Annotated in this window: 15 protein-coding genes; 8 read left to right on the top strand and 7 right to left on the bottom strand. The window is 62.6% G+C overall.

Going from position 1 to position 24,559, the window contains the following annotated elements; all coding sequences use genetic code 11:
* The first annotated feature begins 377 nt into the window (after window positions 1-377).
* A complete protein-coding gene (locus tag R2855_00390; GenBank protein MEZ4529459.1) occupies window positions 378-770 on the top strand; it encodes a hypothetical protein in 393 nt (130 codons plus the stop codon).
* Window positions 771-1,159: 389 nt separating this feature from the next.
* Here R2855_00390 and R2855_00385 read toward each other — a convergent pair whose 3' ends face one another.
* From R2855_00385 to R2855_00370, 4 genes are all read right to left on the bottom strand, one after another.
* Window positions 1,160-4,591 (bottom strand): sulfotransferase, encoded by a 3,432-nt coding sequence (locus R2855_00385; protein ID MEZ4529458.1) that lies wholly within the window; start codon window positions 4,589-4,591, stop codon window positions 1,160-1,162.
* 161 nt (window positions 4,592-4,752) lie between these two features.
* Window positions 4,753-6,573 (bottom strand): hypothetical protein, encoded by a 1,821-nt coding sequence (locus R2855_00380; protein MEZ4529457.1) that lies wholly within the window; start codon window positions 6,571-6,573, stop codon window positions 4,753-4,755.
* Entirely contained in the window at window positions 6,558-8,402 is a 1,845-nt protein-coding gene (locus R2855_00375) for a hypothetical protein (protein MEZ4529456.1), read from the bottom strand. The genes R2855_00380 and R2855_00375 overlap by 16 nt, the downstream gene beginning before the upstream one ends.
* A 49-nt stretch (window positions 8,403-8,451) precedes the next feature.
* Window positions 8,452-11,610 carry a glycosyltransferase gene (locus tag R2855_00370; protein MEZ4529455.1) on the bottom strand — a complete coding sequence of 1,053 codons (3,159 nt, stop codon included), beginning with the start codon at window positions 11,608-11,610 and terminating at the stop codon, window positions 8,452-8,454.
* Window positions 11,611-11,949: 339 nt separating this feature from the next.
* Between R2855_00370 and R2855_00365 the strand changes: the two genes are divergently transcribed.
* The 3 genes from R2855_00365 to R2855_00355 all read left to right on the top strand — a co-directional run bounded on the left by R2855_00365 (window position 11,950) and on the right by R2855_00355 (window position 15,679).
* The gene (locus R2855_00365; protein ID MEZ4529454.1) at window positions 11,950-13,491 is read left to right on the top strand and encodes a sugar ABC transporter ATP-binding protein; all 1,542 of its coding nucleotides are present in this window, start codon (window positions 11,950-11,952) and stop codon (window positions 13,489-13,491) included.
* Window positions 13,492-13,519: 28 nt separating this feature from the next.
* Complete coding sequence (locus R2855_00360; protein ID MEZ4529453.1) at window positions 13,520-14,539, top strand: ABC transporter permease; 1,020 nt, start codon at window positions 13,520-13,522, stop codon at window positions 14,537-14,539.
* Window positions 14,540-14,662: 123 nt separating this feature from the next.
* The gene (locus tag R2855_00355; GenBank protein ID MEZ4529452.1) at window positions 14,663-15,679 is read left to right on the top strand and encodes a substrate-binding domain-containing protein; all 1,017 of its coding nucleotides are present in this window, start codon (window positions 14,663-14,665) and stop codon (window positions 15,677-15,679) included.
* Window positions 15,680-15,770: 91 nt separating this feature from the next.
* Here R2855_00355 and chrA read toward each other — a convergent pair whose 3' ends face one another.
* Window positions 15,771-17,009, bottom strand: coding sequence for a chromate efflux transporter (gene chrA, locus R2855_00350; GenBank protein MEZ4529451.1), 1,239 nt, complete (start codon window positions 17,007-17,009; stop codon window positions 15,771-15,773).
* A 225-nt stretch (window positions 17,010-17,234) separates the two neighbouring features.
* Here chrA and R2855_00345 point away from each other — a divergent pair, with 225 nt between their 5' ends.
* From R2855_00345 to ilvD, 3 genes are all read left to right on the top strand, one after another.
* Window positions 17,235-18,131: a dihydrodipicolinate synthase family protein gene (locus R2855_00345; GenBank protein ID MEZ4529450.1), complete on the top strand. Its 897-nt coding sequence runs from the start codon at window positions 17,235-17,237 to the stop codon at window positions 18,129-18,131.
* A gap of 90 nt (window positions 18,132-18,221) precedes the next feature.
* Window positions 18,222-19,109 carry an EamA family transporter gene (locus R2855_00340; GenBank protein ID MEZ4529449.1) on the top strand — a complete coding sequence of 296 codons (888 nt, stop codon included), beginning with the start codon at window positions 18,222-18,224 and terminating at the stop codon, window positions 19,107-19,109.
* 117 nt (window positions 19,110-19,226) lie between these two features.
* Entirely contained in the window at window positions 19,227-21,005 is a 1,779-nt protein-coding gene (gene ilvD / locus R2855_00335) for a dihydroxy-acid dehydratase (protein ID MEZ4529448.1), read from the top strand.
* 735 nt (window positions 21,006-21,740) lie between these two features.
* Here ilvD and R2855_00330 read toward each other — a convergent pair.
* Window positions 21,741-21,899 carry a hypothetical protein gene (locus tag R2855_00330; GenBank protein ID MEZ4529447.1) on the bottom strand — a complete coding sequence of 53 codons (159 nt, stop codon included), beginning with the start codon at window positions 21,897-21,899 and terminating at the stop codon, window positions 21,741-21,743.
* An 83-nt stretch (window positions 21,900-21,982) separates the two neighbouring features.
* Window positions 21,983-22,936 carry an HD domain-containing protein gene (locus R2855_00325; GenBank protein ID MEZ4529446.1) on the bottom strand — a complete coding sequence of 318 codons (954 nt, stop codon included), beginning with the start codon at window positions 22,934-22,936 and terminating at the stop codon, window positions 21,983-21,985.
* A 62-nt stretch (window positions 22,937-22,998) separates the two neighbouring features.
* Here R2855_00325 and R2855_00320 point away from each other — a divergent pair, with 62 nt between their 5' ends.
* The gene (locus R2855_00320) at window positions 22,999-24,447 is read left to right on the top strand and encodes a metallophosphoesterase family protein (protein MEZ4529445.1); all 1,449 of its coding nucleotides are present in this window, start codon (window positions 22,999-23,001) and stop codon (window positions 24,445-24,447) included.
* The last annotated feature ends 112 nt before the right edge of the window (window positions 24,448-24,559 follow it).

Genomic DNA, 24,559 nt, shown 5'->3' with positions numbered 1-24,559 from the left:
CAGGCCGAGAACAGCCACTTTCGGAGCCAGCGAGCCATGCACACCGCAAGCGACGACGGCGGGTGCGGTTGCGAACAGATCCAGTCTGAGCGAACCCAGATCGTGCATGAAGTCACAAACGAGTATCAGGGTATTCTGGGGGCATCGTCAAAACGGGAACGGAACTCGGCATAAGTAGCTGTGAGTTTGCTGTGATATTCCTGAGTAGCCCGAGAAATTTGTGCGCAAGCACCAAAGCCATCGTACGTTCGAATAGAGTCGTGCCGGGTGTTTCCGGAAATTCGTTCGATAGGGGGATTGCCTGGGTCGTCGTTGTCTGATACGCTTCCGGAAGTGTTCCAGGATTCCTGGGCTTGGATTGCTCAATGGGAGGGGCAATGTCTCGCAGTGAGTTGACTGACGCCTACGTCAGTGGTCGAATCAGTCGGCGATCGTTTGTCCGCGGCATGGTGGCGCTTGGCGCTTCCGTTCCGGTGGCCATGGCGCTCGCTGACAAGGTGAGCGCGGCGCCGGGTGGCGCGGCGCGCATCAGCCGGTCTTCGGACATCTATCCGGATCCGTATCCGTGGCCGCCGAAGCCGCCGAAGCCACATCATCCGCATCCGCCGAAGCCGGCGGGCGGCACCACCACCGTCACGACGCTTCCGGCGACCGGTGTCGCGGAGCAGGATCAGTCCAGCATCGTGGCCCCGCTGGCCGCTGGCGCCGCTGCGGCTGCGCTGGTTGCCCTGCGCATGCGCCAGCCCAAGAAGTCCGAGGGCGAGGCCTAAGACTTCGGGGTAACCCATAGCATCGAAAACCGCCGGTGGGATTCCACCGGCGGTTTTGTCGTTTTCAAGACGCTTGGCATGTTGACGAAGGGAATTGGAGAAACGCGTCATGTCTTTCGGTCTCGCCGACTTGAGCGGTTCTTCAAAGAAGTGTCTTCCATCTCAAGCAAGCGTGACCTTGTTGCCCTCGCTGCGGCGAGGAGATCCTTCCGTTCCGCTCCGCTTCGGTCGGGATGACGGCATTCGCACGGCAGGCACGTGTTTCGGCAACCGCGCTTGGCGTTGGTCCGAGAACGGGAGCCCGTCCGATGTGTGCTGGTATGGGCGGCCACGGAGGGCGGCAACTACGCGGGAATGACGGACCAGGGACAGATGTATCCGCAGCTGCTCTAAACGAACGGACGCAGGACAACCGGGTCGTATGGCTCGTCGATGAAGCGCAGCACCTGGCGCAGGATTGGTTCTGGCTCGGAGAGCAGAGCGGCTCGGTCGACGCGCATAACCCGTTCAGCGCCAAGCGCAATCTCGAGGTCGCGGGCTGCCTGCACCGATTCTATCCAGCGATCGTAAGCGCGCTCCTCGTCCATGTACACGAAACGTGATCGATAGAGCATGCGCTTGTCCTTCTGGTGCGCAGCGACGACCTCATCGGGGTCGCGCAGCACATGAATGAACTTCGCGTGCGGGAAGAGCCGATAGAGATCGAAGCCGTGCTGAGCAAGCTTTTCCCCTTCGGCAACGATGCGGGTTTGGGTGGGTTTCACAGCGGTGCGCATCTGACTCAGGTACTCGTCATCGAGGGGCGCGGCAACGTTCGGATCGATCCCTCGCAAGATGAGATCGTGGGCGGCCACTCCGAAGTGCGCCGCGAACTGTTCGGTATCGACTCGTCTGATCTCGAGATCGTTGATCGTGTCGCTTTCTTCCACCGAGGTAAAGGCCAGGTGCAGTGCCGTCGAGAGGTTCGTCAACCAGGTGGGGTCGAGGCTGAGTTTGAAACTGGGTAGTTGTGCAATTGCCAGCGCCAGGATGCTCGCGCCAGATCGAGGCGGCCCAATGACGAACACAGGATGCGGCGGCTGCGGCGTGGTCCGTCGGCGGCTCGCAGATCGTTTGGCGGGAGGCTCGAGACCGATGCCGGCTTCGACCTCGTGTGGCCAGGCGCGCCCATCGATACCCAGCAACGCCGGTCCTGACAGGTGAGTCAACGTCGGCGGCGACGTGACCGCCATTGGGGCAAGCACCGGACCGAGTCCGGCGTTGGCGCGCTCGGCGATCCACTGCGCGCGCGGGTGTTGGATCGCCCAGAGCTCGCGGCGCACGGCAGTGTGCACACCAGTTTCTTCTGAACCGGTCAGAGAATCCGACCGTGTGCGATAGACATAAATGAACTCGGCGGTGTTTGCGATTGGCCCGATGGTGGCCGCGCGGCGCAGGAACTCGGTATCGCCCGAATACGGCAGCGCGTTCGCAAAGCCGCCTGAGCGCATGATGAGATCACGCGTGACCAACGACGTCGGATGGTGCACCGGTTTGCTCTTGGGCGTGTTCTGGAATGTGAGCTCGGGGTTGAGCGGATGCTGGTAGAGAACGACCTCTCCCTCGTCCACGATAAGCCGATGTCCCTGGCTGCCGATGAGCTCTTTGCCAGTCCGGGTTGCCAGATCGAGCAAGATCTCCAGCCGGTTGTCGGCCGCCCAATCGTCGGCATCCTGGAAGAGGTAGGCATCGTAGCCGGTGTTGGAAATGACCTCCTGAATCATGCGATAGGGGCCAGAGTTCTCATCGGACCGTAGCAGGGTGACGCCCGGGAACTTCTCGAGTGTTCGTGTTGGCGGGGTAGACGAGCAATCGTCGATGACCACGATACCGTGCAAGGGGCGTGACTGGCGGACCAACGAGTCGATGGCCGCTTCCAGGTACTCTTCGGCTTCGTAGTAGGGAATGACGCCAAGGATGCGGGCGTCCGGCCGCAGGTGATGTCCAACCTTGTCGAGCTTGATGAGGTTGTCCAGCAGTTGGTCGGTGGCGCGATGGCGAACCGATACATCTGGTGCGGGCAGAAGCGACTCGTCTCCGAGCAGCACAGGCTCGCGATAGTCGAGCGGGCTGAATACGCCACGCAGATCCATTTCGTCAGCGCGATGGATTCGGAGTTCCTGCTCGTCTTGCCCAAGCCAAATAGCGACCGAGAGCAGGTCATAGAGCGTGCGCACCGATTCGACAGGACGGTTTGGATCGGCGAGCAAAGCGGCAACGCCTTCAGAGTCGACCAGGTCTTGCATGGGGTTCGTTGGGTCGAGGAGGTAGTCCTCGAACACCGGCAGCAGTGATGGGAATCCAGCCACCCGGCCATCGTGTTTGGTCAAGTCGTCGCAAACGGGTATATCGACGAGTTCCGGCGCGATTCGTCGCAAGATGGTGGTTGCGATCGTTCGGGACGCCAGTTCGACGTCATCCAGGGAAGCGAGAGCACTCCAGATGGCTGGGTCCAGAAACGGCCACGCGCACGCGACGGGAGAGGTTTCGACTGCCGCCGCTATCGCGCGTATGCCGGCAGCCACCGAAATCGGACCGGCGAGCGTATCAACCTCCCGAGCGTACTGCGAGGCCAACCTGTTGGCGTAGAACGACACGATCGGTTGGCGCAGAATGGACTGCGGGTCGAAGGGTGCAGACTGCTCATCGCGGCGCACCGAAACGCCACCGGCAGCTTCGATAGACGAGTCGGTCGATCGAGGGGCGAGGAACCCGGCCGTGGCTGATTCGATCCGTAGGTGATCGACCGACGCAAGCCGACCGGCCAGATCCCAAAGACTGCCAACGCCGCTGGTCTGAAACGAATGAATGCGGGCTTGTTGTTCGAACTCGCCCGGGTCCTCGATCAGACGGGATTCCAGCAACAATGGGCGCCCAACCCGGTCAGCCAGCTCTGCGGCAATCTGCACACCTGGTTCGTCAGGCTCGCCGGTGGTGGTCAGCGCCACGCGGTCGAGCAAGCCTTCCGCCGCGGCAACGCCCAGAAGCAGTCGGCTGGCAGCGCCACCATCGAGTTCCAGCGATACCCGCTGAAATGGGAGCGATGCGCAGGCCCGCAGCGAGCGCCGCAACGAACTTTCGATTTGGTCGATGGCGTCTGCCTTGGTCTGCAATGGAGAGGCCGGAAGCGTTCGGCTGTGAAGCACGGGGCGCTTCTTCCATCCGAGCTCCCACCATTCTCCCGGGGCATGCGCGGCAACGTCCTTCAAGCCCGTATCGCTGCCAAACACCTTGCCGGCAAAGACCGGCCAGGCGGGACCGCGCCAATCGCGCACTGAGTTGGCGCCGGGTTGCTCCCAAACGGACGCGACCAGGTTTGCCCGGTTGCTGATAACCAGGAGTTCCTGAGACGCATCGGAATAGATGGGAGCGCCACCGAGCAGGTCGTTGATGACAATGCTCGTGCCGTCGGGACGAAGGTGCAGCAGATCGAACGCTCCGCCGAGTTCCGCTGCGACTGTGGGAGCGTCCGACGCGGCGATGCGTTCGGCCAGTTGTTCGGCCCATCCAATGCCGGGAGTCCACGGCGCGTCGAGCGGTATTGGCAATCCGCTGAACAACACCACATTGTCCCGGTCGACATGCCAGTGGGAACCGATTTGCCCTTGCTCGGAGAACGCCTGCCAGGCGTAGAGAAACAGCCGCCGGTCTTTGCTATGCCAGCCGAGATACTGGTCGGGCTCGAACGCGAGCTCTGCCATGTCGTACCGGGTGCACTTGGCGGCGTCGGCCGCCGCCACAGGGCGCCCAAGGCGGCTCGCAAGCAGGATGAAAGCCAGCATTCAGGAGTGAATCCTCTCGTCGATGTCAGTGGGCGGGAGGGTGTACGGACATCGCCCGCGCGCAATAGTGCGTAGTATGCCCTGTTGACCCGTGGAGACGCTTTCTGGGATTCAGCGAGAACGGCTCGAGATGCTCGCTACCGAGTCCCAACAGCCTGCAATCACGCAGGGCGAGTGAATTCGACGCGAACCTCGTGCCCACCCATCCAGATAGCTGCCGACAAGGCGCTCCAAAGCAAGCGGGTACGGCCGGGGTGGACAGCGCCGGTCTCCAGGCTGGTAGTGACGCGCCCGATATCGAGCAGCTCCATGAGCGGGTTGTCCTGATCGAGGAGGTAGCGTTCCAGCATGGGGCGATAGTCTGCGTATCGTTTGACGCGCCAGGTACGGCCGTCCGGCGACGTGGAGAATGTCGGCCGGATGGCGCGGTAGTCGTTCGCATCCGGAAGATGCGCGTAGCTCGACTCTGCCCAGGCCGAATCCGCGAACGGAAGCTTGCTCAGCAAGACATTGCAACGCCGCTGCAGATCGAGGTGAAAGCGGTTGTCGGGCCGCGCGCTGGCTGCGAGCCGATGACTGGCCCGCATGCAGATCGGCGAAATGAATGGACTGATCCGCATCTGCGGGGACCAGGCATAGTCCGGACCGTTACGGCCACGTACCAGTCCTTCGTGGTAGTAGACGGTGGAAACGGTGCCGAACGGTTCGCCATACGCGGCCATTTCGCGGATGATGTCGCCCTGGACCTGGCGATAGTATCTCCGGGCCTCGGGCAGCATGATGCCGAGCCGGTCGACCGGACGCTGCCGCTGAATTCGCTCGACCAGCTCGTCTTCGGTGGTGGCGCCAACTCCGGTCATCGAGACCGGACCCCAACGCAACGCTTCGCCGAGCACACCCGAGACGGTGGCTCCTGTGGAAAACACCGGCTCCTCATACGAGCTCCAGGTGGAGTTCATCCCTTCGCGCAGCGCGACATAGCTTCGGGTATCCGATTCTTCCTCCTGGGCAGTCCGCTCGCTCGCGTCGTGCATCTCCCAGTCGAGTCCGAACTGCAGGGCGAGCTGCCGCGCGGCGATCACATCCGCACGCTCAGGAGAGCCATTGGTCACGAAGCGGAACCGGTCTTGCAGACCCTCGCTCAGGATGATGGCGGCCAATGTGCGCGAGTCTTTGCCACCGCTCAGTCCAAGCACACGATCGTCGAGCGGCAGTTCGGCGATGACGCGAAGGGTGGAGCGCAGGTCGCGATCGACCTCGTCGAGCAGGACTTCATAGGGCACCGCCGGCTCGGCTGGATCGGGGCGGAGAAACGGAGGACGCAACGGCTCGACGATCCGCGCTCCGTCGGATCCTGTGATGGCTATATAGCTGCCGGTGCGCGGGCGCTGGACGTCCCAATACCCGGTTTCCTCGTCGAACATCCAGCCGTCCGAGACCAACCAACCGGCGCCGGTGAGCGAGCGTTCGGGAGTGGCCGCAGCCGGGGAAACGGCGCGGGCGCACAACCCGGCACGATTGGAGATCGCCGTAACCCTCGCGCCCTGGGCGGTGAAGAGTTGATCGACGCTGGCGAAGTCCGGCACGATCCAGCCGCCGTCCCCTTGCAAGGAAATCAGCGTGAAGTGGCCAAACAGCGCCTCCCGGAACACGGGAACGTCCTGGCGGGTTTCCAGCCACTCCCGGAGCTGCGCGGCCCAGCTTCGTCCCGTGCCATGCACCCAGCCGGTCGTTGCAGGCCAACAGTGCCCACTGAATGCCGTTACCTGGCGATCATCGACCAGCCAGTGTGACCCGATTCCGGCGACCTCGGCAAAGGCTTGCCAGCCGAAGAACACACGGCTGCTGTTGTGGTTACGCCAGACGACACGTTGGTCGACTCGAAAAGGGACGTCGGGCGGGTCGGCCTGTTCGAACCGCGCGATCAGCTCGGGGTCGATTGGCTCGCCATCGGCGTGAACCAGGATCAGATAGGCAAGCATCCAGCTGTCCAGTCGGCATTCGCGTGCACGGGCGTTTCCCGATGCGCCAGCCAGATCGCGCCCGTGGCGACGCCATAGAGAACGCGGAGACCCTGCCCTGTGATCTTTCGGCTTTTCAGGAGTCGTTGCACGGCAGTGTAGTCGACCACTTCGTAGATCGGGTTGGTCCGGTCAGCGAGGTAGGCGCCGAGCATGGGCCGCAGTTCATCGGCACGGGCGGTGCGCCAGCCGGCAGATGGACCGGGCAGGCTGCGCATTGGCGCAATGGCGCGCAACTGGTCGGCATCGGGATATACCGACATGGCGCCTTCCGGCCAGGTGTCATTCGCCAGGGGAATGGTGGAGAGATCGACGCGACATCGCCGGAGCAGATCGAGATGCACACGGGGATTGGCCCGATCCGCCAGGGGCAGCAGTTGGCGAAAGCGGATATAGGAGGGGATCAGAAATGGCCCCAACCACAAGTTCGGCTTGACCGCCCGCGACGGTCCGCTCCAACTTCGGGTGCGTTGTTGGGTGATGAAAAGCGACGGAATGCGACTTGGTTCCTGGTGGAGCGCCGCTTGCGCATCGATCCAATCGTCCACTACAGCATGAAAGTGGCGGCGAGCGTCGGTGGTAAGCACACGAGCGGGATCGAATCCTTCTTTCTCTGCGTAGATGCGCTTGACGTCAGCGATGGACGTTGCCGACAGGCCAGCTGTGGCGGTGGGACCGAACTTGGTGCATTCTCCGCCGATACCGGAGAGACTGACTCCTTGCAAGGCGGTTGGCACGCCAGCGCTGTCCCATCCGTTGGTGACGCCTTCGACCAGAAATGTGTGGCGCAGCAGGCGACGCTCTTCTTCCTCGAGCGAAACCTGGGAACGATCATCCATGCTCCAGTCCAGGCTCAGACGCTCCGCGATGAGCGAGGCTGATCGGGCATCGGCATGACTGGGTAGCCCATGGGTGAGAAATCGCACACGCTCGTGCAAGCCTTCATCGAAAAGGAGAGCGGTCAGGAGACGGGAGTCCTTGCCACCGCTGAGGCGGAGCTCGAACTCGCGCGTGGGCAACCGCATGATGGCCCGCAAGGTGGAACGGAGATCGGCATCGATTTCGTCCAGCAGCGATGGATAGTCTCCGGTGGTCGGGTTGGGTCCAGGGCGGTGCCAGAACGGTCGTGGACGCGGTTCGATTTTGACGGATGCGTTCGCAGTAGTCGTTATCTGGCTGTTGAACGGCGCCCGAGCCGCGTCCCAATAGCCGGAGTCGTCTCCCAGCGACGACCCCCAAAACGCGAGCCATCCCATTGCCAGCGGGTCTCGCTCGGGATCGGAATCGAAGTCATTGGCGGCCGCCGCGGCCAACCCCGCCCGATTGGAGATCGCTGTCCAGCGGCTGCTGTCTCCCGTAAAGAGTTGGCCGGCGCCGAGAAGATCGGTGGTAACGCTGCCTGCCCCGTCCGGATCGAGCCGGACGAGTGTGTAGAACCCGAACAACTCTTCATGCGCGTCGAGAGCGGAATGCCGGTCGAGCCACCGGGCGAGTTGTTCCGCCCAGCTTTCGCTCGGCTCTGCGTCCCATCCAGTGTCCCGTGGCCAGCAGTGCCCGGAGAAGAGGGTCAGTCCGCCCTCTCGATCGACATGCCAATGAGAACCGATCGATGCGTTCTCGGTCAGCGCTTGCCAAGCGAGCACGGTGATCGTGCCCGAACGGTTTGCCCAGCAGAGGGACACTTCCGGGAGGAATGGGAGAACGGGCGCTGCTTTCGCGGCAGCATGCGTCAGTGTTTCCGTGGAAATCGGCTGTCCGGCGCGGGAAGCAAGGAGCACGAACGCGAGCATGCGCGATTCTCCACGACGATCCGGCAAAGACCGTGCGAGCTGACGAGAACTAGAGAACCGACGCGCGGTTGCTGAACTCTTCTTCGAGCCGGATCAGCGTCAGAATATCCGGTTCGGCGTTCGGCGGCGTCTCGTTCAGGATGGAGAGCAGCCGGTGGGCCTGGAATCGCCGGTCGATCGTTTCGGAATAGAGCCGCTCGAAGGCGTCGACTTCCTGGTCGACTCGGAAGAAGTGCGACACGCGCTCGCGGCCGGCTTCCCCCATGAGCATGCGCATCTCAGGATCACCGGCAAGCATTGCCAGCCGTTCGGCCAGGAGATCAGAATTGCGGCGTGGCACCACGAACCCCGTCACCATGTCCTGCACGTTTTCCGGCAACCCTTCGGCATCCGAGCAGACCACCGGCAGTTTCATCGCTTGCGCTTCCAGCGCGGCAATGCCGAAGCCCTCGCTCAGGCTTGGCATGACCAGCACATCGGCGTTGCGCATTTCGGCGCGCACGTCGTTGCGCGGCATGGAGCCGAGCAAGGTGACACGGTCGAGGACCCCCAGGTCGAAGGCAGCGAAACGGATGGACCGGTCTTGCGTGCCGGAGCCGATGATGCGCAACTCTGCCTCGATCCCCTGATCGACCAACTTTGCCAACGCTTCGATCGAATACTCATGCCCTTTTTTCCAGACGAGCCGCCCGACGCTCAGCATGCGGAGCGGCCGTTCCTGCGAACCGGCCACCATGCCATGCGCGCGGCCACCTGGATCGAAGAAATCGACGTCGATCCCACCGACGATGACCTGATGGGGTTTGTCCGGGGGGCAGCCGCGTTGCAGGCACCGTTGCCAGATGCCCTCGCTGCGGCAGTGGATCACGTCGGCGAATTTCCAGACATCGTTGTAGAAGCCAGGATCTTCGAGTCCGTAGTAGCAGATATCGAAACCGCGGAAGCTGACCACTGAGCGCACGCCATGCAAGCGGCAGGTCAACAGGTGGGCGAGGCTGGAGTGCCCAAACTCGAAATGGACGAGGTCGGGTTTGACCTTCTTGAGCACACCTTCGAAATCACGGGTGATATGCACCCGTTCCACCAGCTCAGGCTGTTCCGCAATCTCGGGATAGGCATCCCAATCGGCCTTGTCACCGTTGACCGACAGGACATGGACGTCCCACCCGCGGATCAGCAGATGCAAGAACTTGTCGACGATGAACGTCTGCGAGATCGATGGGAAGTTGTTGTCCACCAGCAGAACCGTGCCGGGTTCGCGCGTTGCGCCAGTGACGCCGAGCGACGCCAGATAGGCAGCCACTTCGTCGATCGGCTCGTCTGCTGGCGACTCGTCGGCTTGGCCGGTCTGGAGTTCGAGCGCCGAATCGGCATGCGACGGGGCCATCACGAGCTCGCCCGTGCGGTTGATGCGCGCGGTCAATTCGCCATGCGCCATCCACACGGCCGCAGTGAGCACGGCATAGAGATAGCGCACTGCGCCAAGCGGGTTGACCGGCCGGCGCAGCATGCCGGAGATGCGGTCGAAATCGAAGATCTCGTAGACCGGGTTGGACGGGTCGAGCAAGAACTGGTCGAAGAGATCGTGATTCTCGTTGAACTTGGCCACACGCCAGTCGGTGGCTTCGTCTTCCGACAGAATCGCCTCGATGGCAGCGTACTCATCGGCGTTGGGCAGATGCTGATACGCGTGCTCTCGCCAGGGATCCTTGAAGAACGGGATGCGCACCATGTCCTCGTGCACATGCTGCATGATCTCGAAGTGGAATCGATGGCTGACACGCTCGGCTGGAGGAAGTTGCTGGATCGCACGCACTCCGGTGGGGGTATAGAACGGAAAGCTCCACAGCTTGCCGTTCGCCTCGGTGCCGGCGCCATATTGCCACCGCGCGATGAACTCGGGAAACATGTGCGAACTGATGCGGTCGAGCGTTTCGCCCCGGTCGAGGAGATGTGACATCCACTGGTGGATCCGCTCGATGAACTGCTCGCGGGCGTCTTTGCGCATCAGATTCATCCGGTCGAAGCTCTGTCCAGCGATGAGCGCATCCCATGCTTCGGAGCGGGTGACCGAGAAACGGGTTGCCCAGGCAGCGGGACCCATGCGAAAGAACTCGCTCATGTTGCCGGAAAGCGTGAGCGAGTCGCCAATATCGATGGCGCCTTTCATGTCCCAGGCGGAACGCACGCCGGACATCTGGAAGACATGCGTGAGGATGGTGCGGTCGAGCTCTTCCACGACCCGGTCGCTGCGGTCTTCGAAGGTCCAGTTCAGGCCAAAGCGCTTGGCCACCAGTTCCGATACCTCGGTCTCCCCCGATCCGGGGAGTCCGAACGTCATGAATTCGAACTCGTCGGCGACCCCTTCCAACAACGCGATCGACGCCAGCAAGCGGGAGTCTTTCCCGCCGCTGAGGCGAATCTGGCGCATGCTCGCCGGAAGCTCGACCAACGCGCGCATTTCCTTGCGCAGATCGTCTTCGAGCAGCTCCCGCAACGCCGGGATGTCGTGCGGAATCTCGTCCTGATTCGGGAATTGCCAATACCACCGGTCGAGTTCCACCACGCGCGCTCCGACCGCCGGGTCGAGATGCACATGCGCCATCGGCGGGATGGCCTTGACGTCGGTAAAGCCGGTATCGAGCGTGCGGGTTTGTGTGGTGGCCGGGAGCCAGCCGACCCCGACAGCGTCCCGGCTCGGCTTGACGCCCGGGGGTGTCACCGCACGGGCAGCAAGACTCGATCGCGTGGAGACGATGAGCGCATCCGCTGTTTCCGCGAGGTAAAGAATGCCTAACGAGAATCGATCGCTGATGATATGACCGATGCCATCGACCGGCAGGCTGACGGCGGTGAAGATGCCGTAGAGATCTTCCGGCGCTTCCACGATATCGGCGTGGGCGAGGTAGTCGCGGAGTTGTTGGGCCCAGGGGGCGTCGTCCCACTGCCAACCGGAATAGCGGGGCCAGACGTGTCCGGAAAAGGACGTCAGCCCCTCCTCGTCCTTGTGCCAATGCGATCCGACGCCGTGAAGTTCGGTGAAGGCCTGCCAACCGAAGAAGTGAACCGTGCCGCTGGCGTTCGACCAGGTGAGATATTCCTCAGGAACGAAGTGGAGTTCGGGGGGATCGGGATCGTCGATGCGGGCCAGCAGCAGCGGATCGACCGGCTGGTCGGTCTTGCTGGCAATGACTACGAAGGAATGCATGGGGCGACGATCCTACTCAAGACGTTTGCGTTTCGCGTGGCGCCATCCGACTCGATCCGCGGTGAGCAGGGACGGACCGGTGCGGGGTGCCTGAACGCACGAAGTATGCACCGTTGCCTGTCGGCAGCGCGCGCGTACGAATGCGCCAGCGATGACAAATCTAGCGGGACGCAGCGTAACTGTTTGCGGACGGTTCCATCGTTTGCTACGATGGGCCGCGGCATCGCATCACGACCAGGCAGCCGGTTCGCCGAATCGCCAGCTGCACCTTTGCAATCGATTCGAACGCGCGGTTCTCGTTGGCCGCGCAATGGCCTTGTCGACGGGGGCTGCGGTTCGATGGTGGAACCTACGCCGGACCTCTTGCGGATGTCCGGAATCAGCAAGAGCTTTCCAGGCGTCCGAGCGTTGCAGAACGTCGATCTCTCCGTGCAGGCAGGAGAGTGCCTGGCGCTGGTGGGTGAGAACGGCGCGGGCAAGAGCACCCTGATGAAGATCCTTTCCGGTGTCTATGCGCCGGATGAGGGAACGATCGAAATCGATGGACGGACGGTTGTGCCGAGCAACCCCCATCATGCCCAGCAGTTGGGCGTGTCGATCATCTATCAGGAATTCAATCTCTTCCCCAACATGTCGATCGAAGAAAACATCTTCATTGGTCGGGAGCCGAACCGCTCCGGTATTGTCGATCGTGCTCAAATGCGGGAATCTGCGCTCGGATACCTTCGGCAGGTCGGCGTCGACCTCGACCCGCGATCCATGGTGCGTGACCTCAGTGTGGCGCAACAGCAGATGGTCGAAATTGCGAAAGCGCTTTCCTACAACGCGCGCATTGTCATCATGGACGAGCCGACTTCGGCCTTGACCGATACCGAGGTGCGCGCGCTCTTCGAGATCATTCGAGGATTGAAGGCGCGTGGACTTGGCATCGTTTTCGTCTCGCATCGGCTGGAAGAGATCTTCGAAATCTGCGACCGCATCACGGTGTTGCGCGACGGCCGCAATGCTGGCGAGCTTTCGACCGCGACGGCTACGCCGGATCAGGTCGTGCGCATGATGGTCGGCCGCGAGATGACCGATCTCTTCCAAAAGGAGAACTCTTCCACATCCGATCAGGTCGTGCTGGAAGTTCGCGGACTCAGCCGTCGCGGAACGCAACGGGATGACTCCAAGGTCGTGCTCGATGGAGTGGATCTGCAGGTGCGGAGCGGAGAGATCGTTGGACTGGCTGGCTTGGTCGGATCCGGGCGGACCGAAGTCGCCCGTGCCATTTTCGGCGCGGACCCATTTGACAGCGGCGAGATCTACCTCGAGGGTCAACGCGTACATGTGAAGTCACCCGCGGAGGCCATCGGCAAGGGCATTGCTCTGGCGCCGGAGGATCGCAAACTGCAAGCGCTGGTGTTGGCGCTCGCTATTCGGGAGAACATTGCCCTGCCCAATCTGGGCCGCTTGAGCCGTTTTGGATTTGTGCGTCGGCGCGAGGAACGCGCGCTGGCAGATCGCTACATTCAGGCTCTGTCGGTGCGCACACCCAGCATGGAGCAGAAGGTCATCAATCTCAGCGGTGGAAACCAGCAAAAGGTCGTGCTCGCCAAATGGCTGGCGCTGAACCCGAAGGTGCTCATCGTCGATGAGCCGACGCGTGGGATCGATATTGGCGCCAAGGCGGAGGTGCATTCGCTTCTCAGCCAGCTGGCCGCGCAAGGAGTGGCGATCCTGATGATCTCTTCCGAGTTGCCGGAGATTCTGGGCATGAGCGACCGCATCTACGTTATGCGGGAAGGCAAGATCACGGGCGTTCTCGACCGGAGTGAGGCGACCGAGGAACGCGTGATGGAACTGGCAACCGGTGTCGCCGCTGGGGCGCACGCGGCCTGATCGAAGCAAGAATGGTGAGGAACCGTCGATGTCGACACGTGCGGCGCAGGTAGAAGCGACCCAGAAACGAGAAATTTCGATCATCGACCTGCTCGGGCGATTTGCACCACTCATCTTCCTGCTCGGGTTGGTGGCGGTGCTCTCATACCTCGAACCCGGGTTCCGAACCGAGCGCAACATCATGAATGTTCTGCGCCAGGTCTCGATCATTGGCATCCTGGCTGTGGGCATGACTTTCGTCATCCTTACCGCGGGCATCGACCTCTCGGTCGGATCGATGGTTGCCTTTACTGGAATCGTCTGCGCGGCAACGGCGAAAGGCTCGCGTTCGTTGCTGGCAGGCGGCACCACCGACCCGGGGGGAACGCGGGTATTGCTGGCGGCGCTGGCAGCGATCGGACTCGGGCTCGCGATCGGGCTTTTCCAGGGATTCCTCATCGGGAAGCTCGAAATCCCTGCGTTCGTTGTGACGCTCGGTGGTCTTGGCGCATGGCGCGGGGCCACGTTGGTTTTTTCCGAGGGCCAGCCGATCAGCGGGTTCTCCAAGGACTTCAAGTACTGGGGGCAGGGATTCATCGGCCGAGTGCCGGTGCCGGTCGTCATCTTTCTCTTGTTCGTAGCGGTCGCTTTCATCATCTTGCGCTATTCGCAGTATGGCCGCTGGATCTATGCATTGGGCGGAAACCGGGAGGCTGCGCGGCTCTCCGGCTTGAATACCACCGCGCTTACCATCAGTGTCTATGCGATTTCAGGATTCTGCGCGGGCGTGGGCGGGTTCCTGCTTACCTCGCGGCTCAACTCGGCCGAGCAGGTTGCCGGACAGAACTACGAACTTCAGGCGATTGCGGCGGTCGTTATCGGCGGCACCAGCCTCTTCGGTGGCGTGGGCGGCGTCATTGGAACGTTGATCGGGACACTGTTGATCGGGGTGCTCAACAATGGTCTCGTGATCTTGAATGTCTCACCCTACTGGCAGCCGATCGTCGTCGCAGTCATCCTGGTCTCGAGTGTGTTCTTCGACCAGTTGGCGAAAAAGCGGCGCCGATAGGTGCGCAGCAGTGAGCACAATCCTCTCTCTTGGCTCCGGTATGATGCAGGAGTGCCGTGACGAACAACGGCAAACGCACCGGTGCCCCAATATGGGGCGGGTATGACAAAGGAGTTGCACCAGATGCTCGAGAAAACGATGAATCGGCGGACGATGATCAAGGGCGCGATGGCGGCCGGCGCCGTGGCCGGCGCGGCCGGGATGGCGCTTCCATCGGTTCGCCCCGCGGCCGCTCAGGACAATCTGCAGATCGCGTTTTCGGTTCCAGGTCTGAACTTCCCGTTCTTCGTGCACATGATGAATCTCGCCGAGCAGCACGCTGCTGAGCTCGGTGGGATCGACTTCATTCCGCTCGACGGACAGCAGAACGGCGCTCCGAGTTCGACCAAGCAGACCGCTGATCTGGAGGCGATGATTGCCCAGGGAATCGACGGGTTGGTCATCAGCCCGAACGACGTGGCAGCACTCGCTCCAGCCATCCAGTCGGTGATCGATGCCGGTATTCCGGTAGTGACGGTCGATCGCAATGTGACCGATGTCAATACGCTCGCGCATGTTGGCGCGGACAATGTCGAGGGTGGGCGCCTGCAGGGCCGCTACCTGATCGAGATCCTGCCGGATGGCGGTGATGTCTATGAGCTGCAAGGACAGCCGGGCGCTACCCCGGCCATCGACCGTCATGCCGGTCTGGACGAGGTGATCGCCGCGCAGGATGCGGTCAAGATCGTCGTCAGCCAGACGGCCGAGTTCGCCCGGGACAAAGCGGTCACGGTCTTCGAGTCCGCGCTCGCTGGCAACCCTGAGCCGGCCGCGGTTGTTTGCGCGAACGACGACATGGCCTTCGGAGTGGCCGAAGTTGCGCAAGCGCAGGGGCTTTCGATTCCCATCATCGGGTTCGATGCATTGCCCGAGGCCTTGATTGCCATCAACGATGGCAGCATGGCCGCGACCGTCGAGCAGTTCCCAGGTGGCCAGTCGACGCAGGCGATCGATATTTTGGTCGACTACCTGCTCAACGATGTGACCCCGGCCGAGCACGACACGTATCTCACGCCGATCCTCATCACCAAGGACAACCTGTCCGCCGCTGAGCGCGCGGTAGAGGCTGGTGTCGGCGGGGATGCGACCCCGGCGGCGTAATCGCTTCGGATAGTGACGCAACACCCTCAGATCCTTGCCGATCTGGGGGTGTTGTGTATTCGGTCGATACTCGGCCAGCAGACTCGCGTCGTCAGAAGCGGGACAATGCTTCGCCAGCGAGCGCTCCAAACACCACGACAGTCCAGGGGGGAGCCGTCCAGATCATGAGCAGGGCAGCGCAGGCGACCGCCAGCCCGAAATCCGCCGGGCCGAGAATCGCGCTCGTCCAGACCGGCGAATAGAGCGCCGCCAGCAGGATGCCCACCACTGCCGCATTGATGCCATGAAGCGCTCCCCGGAAAACTGCCTTTGCCCGCAGCGCTTCCCAGAACGGCAGCGCGCCCCAGACGAGCAGGAACGACGGCAGGAAGATGGCCACGAGTCCAAGCACGGCGCCAGTGACGCCGTTTGGTTCGGGATCCCTGACAGCTCCCAAATATGCGGCGAACGAGAAGAGTGGCCCGGGAACTGCCTGCGCCGCGCCATACCCGGCCAGGAACTGATTGTTGCTGAGCCAACCCGTTGGCACGACCTGGGTCTGCATAAGCGGCAGCACCAGATGGCCACCCCCAAAGACAAGCGAGCCAACCCAATAGAACCGCGCGAAGAGCTCGGCTGCTCCTGTTGCCTGCCCCAGGCTTAGGATCGGCAACCCGATGAGCAAGAGCGCAAAGATTGCCAGGCAGACCGCGCCCACTCGCCGGTCGAGGCCGCCCTCGCGGCCATGGGCCAGCGGGGGCAATGGCAGATTGCGGAACAACCACCAACCAGCCACTCCGGCAGCGAGGACGATGGCTGGCTGAACCGATGCGCGCGGGATTGCAAGCGACGTCAGCGTGGCAAGAATGGCGATGGTTGCCCGCGTGCGGTCGCTGCAGAACTGGCGTCCCATTCCCCATACTGCCTGGGCGACGATGGCGACGGCCACGATCTTCAGCCCATGAATCCAGCCACTCTGCGCGATGTCGAAGCGGTCGACCGAATACGCGAAAAGGGTGAGCGCGACAGCGGACGGTAGCGTGAACCCAAGCCACGCCATGAAGCCTCCGAGCATTCCCGCCCGAAGTGTGCCGATGCCTATGCCGACCTGGCTGCTCGCCGGTCCGGGCAGAAATTGGCACAACGCGACAAGATCGGCATAGGTCTCGTCGTCGAGCCATCGTCGCGCCCGGACGTACTCCTCCCGAAAATACCCAAGATGAGCGACCGGCCCACCGAACGAGATCAGGCCGAGCTTGAACGCAACCCATCCCACTTCCAGCGCGCCAGAGAGCGCCGACTCTGGAGGAGCAGAGCGTGGGCGCTCGTCATCCGGTGGCAGTTCGGTCATACGCGTGCGTTTCCTCGCTTCACCGAAGTCGCCCGTCCGCATCGTCGAACGCAATCTGGCGCAATCATCGGCCACGCGGACGGAGCGTGCCCACCGGCTACTATGCGGATAGACCGGTGATGCTGCTCCGCGTGGCGCCGATCTTGTTCGAGCCGGGAAGCGGACGCCCATCCTGCTATGCTCCCGGCAACAAGCCGTTCGATTGGAAAGAGGGAGGCGTTTGCGATGACCGCGCTGGTCCACGGCATTTTGCCGCCTATGGTGACACCGTTTGGCGATGACGAGTCGATCGACGAAGCGGGATTGCGCTCGGAGGCGAGGTTCATGCTCGATGCCGGGGTGCACGGCCTCTGTGTGGGCGGGAGCACCGGCGAAGGCCATACCCTCTCGATCGAGGAAACCTGCCGCATCACCGAGATAGCGTTGGAAGAAGCCAACGGGCGCGTGCCGGTGATTGCCGGGATCATTCGCGATTCGACCCGGGAGGTCATCGCCTATGGCAAGGCGTTGAAGACTGCGGGCGCGGATGCGCTGCAGATTACGCCCGTGCACTATCTCTTTACCTCTGGCGACGATGGGACCTACGCCTACTACGAACGCATCGCCAATGAGGTGGGGCTGCCCATCGTCATCTACAACGTGGTGCCCTGGAATACCGTCTCGCCAGAGACCCTGATGCGTCTCTCCGAGATCGATCAGGTGGTGGCGGTCAAGCAGAGTGGCGGGGACATCCACAAGCTGGCCGATTTGCTCCTGATGAACGACGGCCGACTGATCATCTACTCCGCGGTCGATGACCTGCTCTACCCGTCGTTCGCGCTCGGGGCCGATGGGGCGATTGCCGCGATCTTGACGGTCATGCCGGCCGAGTCGGTGGCTCTCTGGGAAGCGGTGAAACGAGGCGATCACGCCGAGGCGCGGTCGCTTCATGAGCGATTGCTCCCGGTTTGGCGGGCGATGAACCATCCAGATATGTCGGCGCGCACAAAGGCGATGCTGACGTTGCAAGGCCGTGCCGCGGGGACCGCGCGGCATCCGATCCTGCCGGTGTCAGACGAGGTGCGCGCGTTTCTCGCCGCCACACTCGAGCGGTCCGGGGCGCCGGTGCAGAGCATCGCCTAAAGTACCGTCGCAAACCACGGAACATTCGTCCGCCCTGGTCCGCCCAGGGATAGATTTCTATCGTCAGGGCACAGAGGGTAGTACGACTTCATGGGACGTGGGATTCTGCTCGTCCTGCTCGCCGCAATGTTCTGGGGAACCTCCGGCACGGCGAGCACCTACGCTCCCGAATCGGCCGATGCGCTTTCGATCGGCGCGATTCGCACGATCGTCGGCGCATTGGGATTGCTGGTCCTTGCGTTGGTCGAGGGTCGGGGGCGGACTCGGCCCACCTGGCCATGGCTGCTGCTCTTCATTGGAGCGGTCGGCACTGCTGGCGGGCAGCTTGCCTTCTTCACCGCAATCGAACGGGCCGGAGTCGCGGTCAGCACCGTGCTCACGATCGGCGTAGCGCCGGTGTTCACCGGTATCCTGAGCGCCGTCTACCTGCACCACCGCCCGGGTCGAAAATGGGCGGTCGCCACTGCGCTCGCGGTGATCGGCGCGTCGATCATGGTGTTGGGCACAGCGGAAACGGTGGGCGGCGACCCAGCTGGATTGCTGTTTGGTGTGCTGGGCGGCGCCGGGTATGCGATCTACGTGACGATTAGCAAGAAGATGATCGATGATGGGCACGATGCCGTCGACGTCACGGCATCGCTCTTCTGCGGGGCCGGAATCCTGATGATTCCGGTGTTCTTTCTGAGCGACTGGCAATGGGTGCTGGAACCTCGCGGCACCGCAGTAGCACTCTATCTCGGTCTGGCAACCAATGCGCTTCCGAATCTTCTCTTCGGGATCGGACTGACCATGGTGCCTGTCGCGACCGCTGCGACGTTTGCGCTGCTCGAGCCGTTGACGGCCACCATGTTGGGGGTCGCGTGGTTAGGCGAGCGGCTCTCCGGACTGCAATGGTTTGGAGTTGCGCTTCTGCTCGTTGGGTTGCTGGTGTTGGCAATTCCCGAGCAATTGCGTCGGAATTTCATCCGCTCTGCATGACCGCGCCCGGCGCTTTTCACGCGCCCTATGCGAAACTTACCCCCAATTCGAACCGCTTTCGGAACGTAGTTTCGAGCTCTGTGGCGTGCAGCCAGAACACACCAGGAAGGACCGACGATGACCTCCAAGAACGGGTCCAATGGGCACCAGAACGGCGCCTTCGATATGCGGCACCAAAGCCGGCATATCCTCGACGGTGTCGAGCGGGCCGGCGCCCGCGCGATGCTCAAGGGCATTGGCCTGACCGACGAGGACCTGAAGAAGCCGATGGTCCTGATCGCCAATACCTGGATCGAAACCATGCCCTGCAATTTCGGCTTGCGCACCCTGGCGCATGTCGTGAAGGAAGGGGTGCGGGCGGCCGGCGGCTATCCGATGGAGATGAATACCGTCGCCATTTCGGACGGCATCACCATGGGCACCGAGGGGATGAAAACCTCACTCGTCTCCCGCGAAATGATTGCCGACTCGGTGGAACTGGTCGCCAAAGGGCACATGTTCGACGCCATCATCGGTCTCGGCGCCTGCGACAAGACCTTGCCGGGTCTCTCCATGGCGCTGGCTCGCGTGAACGTTCCCGGCTTTCTCATCTACGGTGGCACGATCCTGCCGGGCGAAGTCGAGATCGATGGTGAAATGCACGAGGCTACGGTCCGTTCGGTCTACGAAGCGATCGGCGGCCACAAGGCCGGCAAGCTGAGCGCCGAAGCCCTGAAGCTGATCGAGGATCATGCCTGCCCCTCGCACGGCGCGTGCGGCGGTCAGTACACCGCCAACACGATGGCGATGGCGATGGAGTTCATCGGGCTCTCGCCACTCGGTTCGGCCTCGCCGCCCGCGGTCTCCTGGGAACAGTTCGAAGCCGGTGAGGGTACCAAGCAATCGGTCGTCAATCCGAAGAAGCTCGAGATCGGACGCCAGGCCGGCGAGTTGATCATGCATCTGCTCAAGAACGGCATCCGGCCGCGCGATATTCTCACCCGCGAGGCGTTCGAGAACGCGATCGCCGGCGTGGCGGCCAGCGGTGGCTCCACCAATGCGGTCCTCCACTTGCTGGCGCTGGCCGACGAGGCCGAGGTCGAACTTACGATCGACGACTTCGACGAGATCTCGCGCCGGACGCCGCTCATCTGCGACATGATGCCGGGCGGCCGCTTCGCCGCGGCTGATCTGGACAAGGCCGGCGGCACGCCGTTGGTGGCCAAGCGAATGATCGAGGGCGGCAAGCTGCGTGGCGACTTGATGACCGCCAGCGGGGTGACGTTCGAGGCGGAAGCCTCCGACGCGGTCGAAACACCCGGCCAGGAGGTGGTCGTTACCGTCGAGAAACCGATCAAGGACTCGGGTGGCCTGGTCATCCTCAAGGGGAACGTCGCTCCGGACGGCGCGGTCATCAAGATCTTCGGATACGAGCGGCCATACCACCGTGGTCCCGCGCGCGTCTTCGACTCGGAGCACGACGCGCTGGAAGCGGTCTATGCCAACAAGATCAATGACGGCGATGTGGTGGTGATCCGCTACGAGGGACCGAAGGGCGGTCCCGGCATGCAGGAGATGCTGGCCATCACCGCCGGCATGATCGGTCAGGGGCTCGGCGGCACCTGCGCGTTGATTACCGACGGGCGCTTCTCAGGCGCCACCAAGGGACTCATGTGCGGCCACGTCGCGCCAGAGGCCTATGTGGGCGGTCCGATCGCCGCGGTGCATGAGGGCGACATGGTGGTGCTCGACATCGAGAACCGCGGTCTCAACATCGAAGTGTCGGACGAGGAGATCGCCAAGCGGCTCAAGAGCTGGAAGGCGCCCGAACCACGCTACAAGCGGGGCGTCCTGGCCAAGTACGCGTCGCTGGTGACGCAGGCAGACGAAGGCGCGGTGACGCGTCCGATTCTTTAGGTTTTGGGTCCAGAGTCCTGAGTCCAGAGTCCAGAGTCCGGAGCCTGGAGTCCGGAGTCCTGAGTCTTGGGCCCTGAGTAGTAACGAATCTGAATTCGAACGGCCCCGAAGGGTGTTACCTTCCGGGGCCGTTGCGTTTTCGAATTCCTCGTAGTGGCGGGACCTGTGCCCGCCAGCGGCCGCAGGCCGCTACTTCGTTTCGAATCGACAACGTTTCGGACGCGCAACATGGTTGCTTGACGACCCCGTTATCGCGCCGCGGCGCGGTTGGCGGCCACGGGTGCCGCCACTACGATCCGGGCGCGATCAGGGGTTACCGATTGTTCCAGCCGATGAGGACGGGCGCCAGGCGAACCCGAGGGAAGAGGGAGCAGAAGTAGTGATGAGCGCCCATTGCAGCCAGGCGTCGGGGTTGGAGGGTTCCTCCGGTTCGACTGGCTGTGCGCCGATGGGCTCGACTTCCGGATCGGTGTCCGGTTGTTCTATTTCGATAACGTCGATGGTGTCGTTTCCTTCCACGGGGAGAGTGTACCCGAGGAGTGAGGAGTTCGGTGCGCGGAATTGGAGTATTCCAGCCGTGCACCCTGACTGCTAGAGCGGTTCTTCAAGGAAGTGCCTGCCATCTCAAAGAAGCGTGACCTTGTTGCCCTCGCTGTGGCGAGGAGATCCCTCCACTCCGCTTCGCTTCGGTCGGGATGACGGCATTCGCACGGCAGGCACGTGTTTCGGCAACCTTCAGATAACCCCACCGAGCTCTGGCAGCAGGAGTGCCTCCCAGTGCTGCCGGACCGCGTCACGGTAGGGTCCGGCCGCGATGATGCGCACCAGACGGCGGTGTTCCTCGAACCGCTTGAAGTCGTCGTCGCCAAGCCCGACGACCTCTCGCCATGGCATGAGCCGCCGGAATCCCACCGGCGGGCGGATTCGAACCAGACCCAAACGTCGGTTCGCCAGCCAGTTTGGGAATATCGATGGGATTATTTCATCGGGAAGCGATTCGCCAGCAGTGCTTCCAGGCGGCGGGTCATGCCGAGTTCGACCGTCCGGCATTGCGCTGGATTGTGGAAGAGCGCGCCGACGCGGTCGTAGAGATCGGCTGCCTGGGCGCCGATCTCGACCGCGCGCTTGTGGATCTCGCGCCGTTGCAGCGCATTCGCCAACCGCCTGGTCGTTTCTGGCATGCGGAAGCGGATCATGAGCGCAAGCAGCGACGCGTCGTCGTTGTCGGTCAGTTCGGTGGCCGAAACCATCGGTGACGTGGCAAAGATGAGCGACGCGATCAGTCGATTGGTGTCGACGCCGCCGTAAGGCACGCTGCATGCATGTGCATCGCGCGGGAGATAGTCGAGCTTGTCGACATCGAGCGGACCAGACAGAATGCCGCGGAGCACGGTGTCCGCAGGGTGCAACTGTTGCCCGGCAGGATCGATGATCGATGCAACCCGTTTGGGATCGACCCCCCAATGCTCCCGCAGAATCGGGGAGATCTCGTCGCCGAGCACGATCGCTCTCCCCACCTGCTCGTGCGAGATCACCGGATCGCCGAGTTCCTCGATGGCGTGCGAAAAGGGATAGTGACCGATATCGTGAAGCAACGCTGCCGCGCAAATCGTGCGAGCGTCTTCATCGGTGATCCATTGCGCGTCGGACCGAGCACGCAAGTGTTCGATGGCTTGCCGGGCGAGATGGAACCCGATCGAGTGCTCGAAGCGGGTATGCCGCGCACCCGGCCAGACACGCGAGACGAAACCCAGTTGCTGGACGCGCTCCAGCCGCAGAAATGCCTGCGCATCGATCAACGCCAGTTCGGCGTCCGCCAGCGGGACGATATCGTACAGACTGTCGCGCAGCATGGTGGACACCGGAAACCCGGTGCCAGCCGTGCGCCCAAGGCGCGATTCTGGATGTGTGACAGGTGTCTTCTCCAGCATGGTGAAAGAATACGCGTCAACACCGCCGCGCTTGGGCGGAAACCACCGATGGAGCGCGAACTGTGTCGCGGGCAGGCAGCCTGATCAAATCGAGCCGAGCGGCTCCCGTGCCGTTCATTTCGTACGGTTTCGCGTTGGTGTTGGTAACCTGCACCGTCTGGTCGGTCGATGCAACGTCGCCCGCGCTGCCTTCCATGCAGGACGATTTCGGGCTCTCCGCGGCTGCCGCGGGGTTGATCGTTTCCTTCCTCTTTGTCGGGCGGTTGATTGGGAACTTCCCTGCGCCGCGCCTGCTCGATTCACTCGGCTCGCCGCGCACTGCCTCGATGGGCGGCGTGTTGGTGGCCGGGGCGTCGATCAATCTGTTCGCGCCAGCCGGCGCGGCGCGGCATCACCGAGTTGGGGCGCCAAGGGTGCTGGTTGTTTCTGTCGTTTTCGCGGGGATCGGAGCGGTCAGTGTCTTGCTGGCTCCATCGCTCTGGTGGCTGGCGATTCCGCTGATCTTCTACGGGGCTGGTATGGTTGGCTCGGTCAACTGCGCGGGTGATATCGTGCTGCAACGCGGGGGAGCGAGCGCCAGGGCAGTCGGCTCGCTGCGGCAGACGAGCGATCTCGGGCTCGTTGTCGGTCCGCTCCTGGCTGGCGTGATTACGGACGCGTTCAGCTATGACGCCGCGTTTCTCTTTCCCCGCGATCATGATCTGTGCGGCAGTGGTCGGCATTGCAGTTCCGGGGGGACTGGTCCCGCGGAACGCTCCGGAGGCGGTCTGATGCGTGTGGCGCTCATTTCCGATATTCATGGAAACACGGTGGCATTGGAGACCGTCCTCACTGCGATCGAACGAGATGCGCCAGACCAGATCGTTTGCCTCGGTGATGTGGCGGTGATGGGACCCGATCCGATCGGATCGATCGAGTTGCTGCGTTCGGTTGGCTGTCCGGTGATCATGGGTAACGCTGACACCGAGCTCTTCACCAACCTGTCGGAAGTCGCGGCCAGGGTCTCGAATCCGATCGTGCGCGATCTGATTCTCTGGACGCAATCACTGATGAGCGCCGATCAACGCGCCGTTGTGTCGGCGTTCGTGCCGACGCTCGAGCTCGATCTCGGGTCGGGTGTGCGCCTGCTCTGTTTTCACGGATCGCCGCGTTCGAACACGGAAATCATCGCAGCCGAGACTGGGCTGAATGCGCTGCGGGAGGCGATCGACGGTTCGACTGCCACGTTGCTGGCGGGCGGACATACTCACCATCAGCTGCTGCGTCGTTTCGACGGGCAATGGCTCATCAATCCTGGGAGTGTCGGACTCACCCATCGACGTACGCAGACCGATTGGGAAAGCGGCGCTCCTCCCTGGGCGGAGTATGGGGTAGTCACTGTGGAGCGCGGCACGATCGACGTCTCGCTGCGCGCGGTTCCGCTCGATCTGGAACGGGTGCGCGCCCAGGCAACCAGCGCCATGCCGCATCGAGCTGACTGGATTTCGACCTGGGGATTGCCAACCTCATAGGAACCAATTCACGCGAAAACTGCCAGCATCCATTGACCGTCTGATAGGCAAACAGAGACAATCAACCGAATGTTCCCTAACCTCTGGCGCCTTCGGGGGTTCGTCAAGCCCG

The sequence above is a fragment of the Thermomicrobiales bacterium genome, assembly GCA_041390825.1.
Lineage (GTDB): Bacteria > Chloroflexota > Chloroflexia > Thermomicrobiales > UBA6265 > JAMLHN01.
Note: the sequence above shows the minus strand (reverse complement) of the source record. Positions and strands in the feature narration are given on the sequence as shown.